Consider the following 7,058-nt stretch of genomic DNA (forward strand, 5'->3'; position numbering starts at 1 on the left):
GCAAACCCGGGGCGATTCAAACTTTATACTCTTGCACTCTTTGCATGTTCAACAAATAAAAATCTAATTGGTAAAGCGCAATATGTTTAACGTGAGGTGCGATTTCAACACTGCGCTCAAAATACTTTCGCGCATTTTTTAAGTCTCTGCGATTCAAATAGGTATATGCCAGCCCTCGTAACACAGTAGGGTTGTTAGGTGCTAGCTTAAACGCTTTTAAATGGGCTTCTAGCGCTTCATCTAGATTATTTTTCTCTCGATGAAAACGTCCGTACCAATGCCACAACATGGGTGAGTGATTTGACAAAGAAAGCGCTCGATCAAAATATACCTTCGCTTGGTCAAACCTTCGACTTAAGGTTTCTAATCTTGCAAGTGAGGCAAGCACATCAGGATTGTTGCCATCAAGCTCCAAAGCCTTAGATAAAAGTGGTCGGCATGAAGCGTCCACCAGTGACTCAGGGAATGAGCCATATATTGATAAAGCCATGTACGTATTACAGAGACCACTCATCGCCACAGTATGCTCTGGACTTACTTCCAAAACTTCAGTGTAAATTTGCTTCGCCTTGGTAATTCTTTCGGGTAACTTTGATTTCGCAAGATGCTTAGCTAAGGATACAGCCTCAAAATGGGGGTCACTGTCTGAATTAATTTGCTTTTTTGTACTAAGAACATGAATAGCCAACATAACAACAAGTACTAAAATCGCAGCACCTATAAGCAAAAGTGATTGAAGCTTTGGTTTGTTTTCTACTAACTTAGTATCAAAATTACACACATCAATTTCAGTAGACAGCCGATACCCTTGGCTAGAAATACGTTCGATGTAATCAATATCACTATCTTCATTGAGCACCTTTCTTAACATTGCGACCGCTTGATAAACAGAGTTATCAGACACAGATCTGTTAGGCCACACCAACTGGGCAAGGTCATCAACACTTAGAGGGCTATTGCGGTTTGCAATCAAGATAGTGAGAAGCGCCATAACTTTTGGCGTAACAATATGTACAGAAGAAGTGCTTACATGCTGCATTTTGTTTAATTTAGGTGTGACAACCCACTTTCCGACGCGAAATTTTTCTAGCTCTGAATTCATATTAGCTTTTGTTTTTATTGCTTTTTTATTTTTTAAGAGAAATTTAAGGTTTCTATTATTGGATTTTCATTAAATCGGTCTCAGTTTTTATAAGCTCTGTGCAATAACGGAGGTCTTATGAAAAAATATATACAACTTACTGCCCTATTAACTACGACAAACCTGGCTTACGCTAAAGTCGATTTACTCGTAACCGATGCAACGATTATATCACCGATAAGCAAAAGCGAAGTATCTATAAAAACCAATCATTGGCTGTCAATTAGTGAAGGCCGAATACTTGAAATCTCAGATAAAAAGAAAAAGCCATCGGCAAAACAGATAATAAGTGCTGATGGACAATTTTTAATCCCAGGCTTAACCGATAGTCACACACATTTACGGACGATGCCTGGACTTTTAAAAACAGACAAAGACGCCCAAAACATGCAGGCAGCCTATTTAAAGCGTCAAGGCAGCAACTACTTATTTTATGGTGTAACACAAGTCATAGACCCAGCAAATACCGCGCAAGGCATCACGGACTTTAAAAAATATAACATATCACCTAACGCGTACTTTTGTGGTGCAATGCCAATATATCAAGGCTATGCGGCTCAAGGCATAAAATATCAGCACCTTAGCAAGCGCAAACCTTATTATGTTCATCAGCATGGCGACCCAACTCACCTAACCTCGCCGGCCGTCACTTCTTTGCACGAAGCAACAGTTGCGGTAAAAAGAATGAAACAAGACGGTGCAATCTGTACCAAAATATACCTAGAAGATGGGTTTGATAAGGCGAAAAATATACGCCTCATTGATAACGAAAATATTAAACAAATTGTCGCAGAAGCAAACCGCCAAAAATTACCTGTAATGGTTCACGCCAATGCTACCGATATGCATTCAATAGCACGTTGATATTCTGGCTCATGGTATTTGGAATTGGTTAGATGAGCATCAACGCGGGGACAGTGATTCTCAAGAGTTACCAAAAAATGTACAGCAAGTTGCAGATGGTATCTTAAAATCTCAGACTTACTACCAACCGTCTTTAAATGTCATGCGCAGTCTAACAGACGTCATCGTGCCAAATCATTTGGAAAAGCCAAGATATAAAACGGTATTACCTACTTGGCAAATAGGCTGGTATACATCCCACAGTGGGCAATGGTTTGCGCGCGAAATGGTGTCTGGCTGGCAAGGCCTGACACACCAGCAAAAAATTGATTACATGCGTACCAAACAAACCAACGGAAAACGCGTTCTCAACTACCTATACCAACATGGCGGTGAAATATTACTGGGCTCAGACACGCCTCCTGCCCCGACTTACGCTTCCCAACCCGGATTATCTACTTTTTGGGAGCTACAAAATATACACGACGCTGGCATGGACTTAGTCGGACTGTTAGCTAGCGCCACAATAAACAATGCGAAGGCATATGGCCTAGAATCAAAATATGGGACCATTCTGCCGGGCAAAATTGCAAATATTCTGCTACTCAATTCTAACCCTCTTGAGTCAGTCGATGCTTACGACGATATTGACCGTATTATCCTAAATGGGGCCGTCCACCAAAGAGATCAGTTTCATATTAACAATGTAAAGTGAGTTGAAATATACCTAGCTTTATAAGCCCACTACAACGCTAGGTGTATTTTTATATCCACACGTCGTTTTGTGCGGTCAACTTACTACCAGCTTCACCAGTGTTGACGACACCTTTTGGCTCAATGAGCAAAATTTCACACTCTTGTTCTGCTACAGGCTTATGTTGCTCACCTTTTTTCACAATAAACATATCTCCGCTTTTGAGTACCTCAACCCGATCTTTAAAATGTATATCTAATCGCCCTTTCAAAACGAAAAATAACTCATCTGTATCATCGTGTTGGTGCCAGGTAAACTCACCCAGTACTTTCACTAATTTTATTTGGTAATCATTCAATTGCCCAATCACTTTGGGTGACCAGTGCTCGTCAAAAAGTGTCAATTTCTCTGCCAAATTGATTACAACGTTTTTATTCACTTTTAATGCCCCTCTTTAGCCTACACATAGATTAATTTGCAATTAAACATGAATCAAATGTACATTTTTCAGATAATCATGAATTTGATACATACTATGAATCTAAGACAATTTGACCAAAACCTTTGGTTAGTTCTGGACGCGCTGTACCAAACCCAAAGCGTGTCTGGCGCTGCAAAAAGTTTAAACTTGAGCCAATCTGCTATGAGCCATGCATTAAAAAGGCTTAGAATTGCATTTAACGACCCGCTTTTTGTCAGAGAAAGCGGTAAGATGCTCCCGACTCAAAAAGCACTTGAGATTAAACCGCTCACACAGCAAGGCCTTGCCATTCTCAATCAGGTTGCAAATGGCCTTAATCGCTTTAATAAAAATACGACAAATCGACAATTTGTTATTGCTGCGACCGACTTTACAACTAAGCTATTTATCTATCCCCTGCTGAACATGCTATCCGCACTTAAAAGCAATATACGAATTAAGGTCATTGATCTTAGTTCGGAGATCCCAAATAAAGAGTTGTCTTCTAATCATATCGACTTGGTCCTGACGTTTAGTCACGAACAAGCTTTCGCAAATAACCTTAGCCAGCAAAAATTGATATCTGGGCAATATCGCGTGGTTGCTCGGAAAAAGCACCCTATTGTTTCAAATAAACTTTCTTTAAATGCTTACTTAGATGCAAAACATATACTTATCTCCCCTTGGGGGGCTGAAAGCGGAAGTTTAGACAACGAACTTAAAAAGCTCGGAAAGTCACGTCATATAGCGGCCATAATCCCACAGCTTATGAGCGCTGTTGAACTGGTAAGCAACAGTGATTTAATCGCTACGGTCCCTAGTCTCTCTATCAGGCAACATGACATTGAAAATGTACAGATATTAGCGCCACCTCTCGCATTACCTGACTATAAATTGTTCATGGTGTGGCATCCATCATACAACTTAGACCAAGGTCTAATATGGCTACGTTCTGAGCTTGAAACTATTGCAGCACAAATACTTGAAGGATATTCATAGTTATGCACAGATGATCTGTTTACATATTTAGAACAAAATTATTGCACTTGAGTTTTATTTATGACAACTTCTAAGGCAGGCAAAGCCGTTAAAACAAAAAATAATTATAGAGTAGTAAGTTATGACAGGATCTCTCAAGCTATCGCCAATAGCATTAGCACTATTGGCAAGTACCACGATGGCGCAAGCCAATGAGCCAACCGAAGAAAAAATTGAAACAATTTCAGTTCTCGGTTCAAAAGTTTCAAACCGTACCGCCACCGAGTCAACCTCTCCAATCGATATCTTAGATACTGAACAACTCAACAAAGGTGGTTTCACAGAATTAGGGCAAAGCCTTCAATCTATTGCCCCGTCTTTTAATTTTAGTAGAACTCAAGTATCTGATGGCTCGGATTTGTTCCGTCCAGCAACTTTAAGGGGCTTACAACCAGACCAAACATTAGTACTTATCAACGGAAAAAGAAGGCATACTCAAGCCATCTTCGGTTTGTCGGGAACTGTAGGCGCAGGCGCTGCGGGAACTGATATGAACTCCATTCCTATGATGGCACTAAAGAATGTCGAGATTTTGCGTGACGGTGCTGCGGCAAGATATGGTTCAGATGCAATTGCAGGCGTTATCAACTTATCTTTGAACGACTCAACGGGTGTCACTACTGGCTTTTTCCAAGGCAGCTCTACTGGTGAGGGTGATGGTGACACTTATGCGTTTGGGTTAAACCGCGGCTTCGATATTGGCAATGAAGGTGGGTTTATTAACGTATCTTTAGAGTACAGAGATGCCGACGGTACTAATAGGGCAGAAAGAGATACCGGGGGCTCCTCTACAATCGCTAAAGGCAATTTATCTGACACTATTCGCTGGCGTCAAGGAAATTCAGATAGTGAATTTATGTCTATTTTCTACAATGCAGCACTGCCAATGGGAGATAAAGAGCTCTATTCATTTGCCGGTTACTCAAACAGAACGGCATTAGGTAATGGCTTTTATCGTGACTTTGACCGCGCAGAACGTAATGTCCCACAGGTTTATCCTGACGGGTTTTTACCTCGCATTGACAACGAAGCAGAAGATATCTCCTTTGCAGTGGGTGTAAAAGGAGACATCAATCCAGATTGGAACTTTGATTTATCCACGGTGTATGGCGAAAACCAATACGACTACTCTTCTTCAAATACTATCAATGCGTCTTATGCCGCTGAGTATTTAGCAAATAACCCCAATGCCAGCAGTCAAGATATTGCCGATAATGCGGGACCTAGGGGTGGATACTCAGGGGGGTTCCGCTTTGATCAATGGACAACAAACCTAGATATCAATGGCGTGATAGACAGAGACAATGCAGAGCCTATCTACCTATCTATCGGTGCTGAATATCGCAAAGAAAACTACCAAATCGTGCCTGGTGAAGTCGCCTCATACGCTTGCGGCACCTCTAACGCCGAGCGATCTTTTGCCTCTGTAATAAACCCAGAAGTTTTCGCTGACTGTGGTTTTCAAGCATATCAGGGTTTAAGACCTGATGCAGCAAACAGTGCCGATCGCTCCAGCCATGCTATTTACGTGGAGGCTGAAACACTACTCAATGAAAATTGGCTAGTCAGTGCCGCACTAAGGTATGAAGATGTGTCTGATTCAGGCGACGACACTATTTGGAAATTAGCAAGTCGTTACGAGGTAACTGAAGAATTAGCTGTGCGTGCGGCCGCCTCAACGGGCTTCCGAGCACCATCACTTCAACAGTCAGGATATACAGCATTTACGACGACATTAGGAGGCGACGGTTCTTTAGCAACTTCATATACTGCAACGGCTGGATCTCCCTTCCCTTCAGCACTCGGAATAGATGGGTTAAAACTTGAGTCATCAGACAACTACAACTTGGGTTTGGCTTGGGATGTAAGCAGCAACTTATCGCTAACTTTAGATTTCTACCAGATCAAAATTTACGACAGAATTAACTTAGGTAGCTTCATCGGTGCTGACAGCGCAGAACTTGAAAACTTTGCAGACGCAAATACTGCGTTAAAAGCAACAGGCGCTGTTCAAGGAAACGTCTTCTCGAACTCCTTAGATTCAACCACCAAAGGGGTTGATTTGATTGCGTCATACAATACAGATTTTGGTGATGGCGAGCTTGAAATTACCTTTGCAGCCAATAAAAATAAAACGACCATCGATAGAGTTAACTCTCCTGATGGCATTCCCGATACCATTGCGCTTGATGAACAACGCCGCTCATTTTTGACCCACGGCCAACCGCAAGAACGTGCCACTTTGACGTTTGATTACCAAACAGAACAATGGTCATCTTTGTTAAGGTTCAACTACTTTGGTGAGACCGAAGTAAGCTACTTTGCTGGCAGACACATTGTGCTACCGGACTTTTTATCATCGACTAATAGCTGGCAACAAACGAGTGTCGTTGAGTCTGCGGTCTTAGTTGATGTGAATTTCGGGTATGAATTGACTAAAAACCTCAATTTGTCTGTAGGGATTGATAACATCTTTGATGAGACGCCTGACGAACTTGGAGAAGACGAGGTATTAAACTTCATTACCAACGGTGCGATGCGCTATCCACTAAGAGCGCTACCCTATGGTTTTGACGGGATGACGTATTACGCGAAAGTCAGCTTTAGCTTTTAAATAAAAATTGTTCTTGGTGCATTGAGCGCTTTTTCAGTGCACCATTTTTTACATTCTCCTCTACGCAATCAACTGTATATATTACAGCATTTAGATTGAGCTTATAAAGTTCAAATACAATTACGGACACACTTACTTAACCAGCGGAGGTTTAGCCGTCAAGACCACTTGCGTTACAGGCGATAGCGTCTCATGCACATTGCTCCCGAATTCAACATGCAAGTGCACCATTATAAACTATCAAGTAAAAAGACTTCCTCAGGCGTCT

Annotated in this window: 6 protein-coding genes; 4 read left to right on the plus strand and 2 right to left on the minus strand. The window is 41.6% G+C overall.

Features of this window, described 5'->3' with window-relative positions:
- Positions 1-16 precede the first annotated feature (16 nt).
- Complete coding sequence (locus N482_RS05005) at positions 17-1,102, minus strand: winged helix-turn-helix domain-containing protein (RefSeq protein WP_063376031.1); 1,086 nt, start codon at positions 1,100-1,102, stop codon at positions 17-19.
- Between the two features lie 117 nt (positions 1,103-1,219).
- Between N482_RS05005 and N482_RS25485 the strand changes: the two genes are divergently transcribed.
- Both N482_RS25485 and N482_RS25490 read left to right on the plus strand, forming a co-directional pair.
- Entirely contained in the window at positions 1,220-2,005 is a 786-nt protein-coding gene (locus N482_RS25485) for a hypothetical protein (RefSeq protein ID WP_231100791.1), read from the plus strand.
- 142 nt (positions 2,006-2,147) lie between these two features.
- Positions 2,148-2,699 (plus strand): amidohydrolase family protein, encoded by a 552-nt coding sequence (locus tag N482_RS25490; RefSeq protein WP_231100792.1) that lies wholly within the window; start codon positions 2,148-2,150, stop codon positions 2,697-2,699.
- A gap of 49 nt (positions 2,700-2,748) precedes the next feature.
- Here the strand turns inward: N482_RS25490 and N482_RS05015 are convergent, their stop codons facing one another.
- Positions 2,749-3,117 carry a cupin domain-containing protein gene (locus N482_RS05015; protein WP_063376032.1) on the minus strand — a complete coding sequence of 123 codons (369 nt, stop codon included), beginning with the start codon at positions 3,115-3,117 and terminating at the stop codon, positions 2,749-2,751.
- A 96-nt stretch (positions 3,118-3,213) separates the two neighbouring features.
- On the opposite strand from N482_RS05015, the gene N482_RS05020 reads away from it, so the two are divergent.
- Together N482_RS05020 and N482_RS05025 are read left to right on the plus strand one after the other, a co-directional pair.
- Positions 3,214-4,137, plus strand: a complete 924-nt coding sequence (locus N482_RS05020) for a LysR family transcriptional regulator (RefSeq protein ID WP_063376033.1) — start codon at positions 3,214-3,216, stop codon at positions 4,135-4,137.
- A gap of 121 nt (positions 4,138-4,258) precedes the next feature.
- Positions 4,259-6,790 carry a TonB-dependent receptor plug domain-containing protein gene (locus N482_RS05025; protein WP_063376034.1) on the plus strand — a complete coding sequence of 844 codons (2,532 nt, stop codon included), beginning with the start codon at positions 4,259-4,261 and terminating at the stop codon, positions 6,788-6,790.
- Positions 6,791-7,058: the final 268 nt, after the last annotated feature.

The organism is Pseudoalteromonas luteoviolacea NCIMB 1942 (assembly GCF_001625595.1).
Taxonomy (GTDB): domain Bacteria; phylum Pseudomonadota; class Gammaproteobacteria; order Enterobacterales; family Alteromonadaceae; genus Pseudoalteromonas; species Pseudoalteromonas luteoviolacea_A.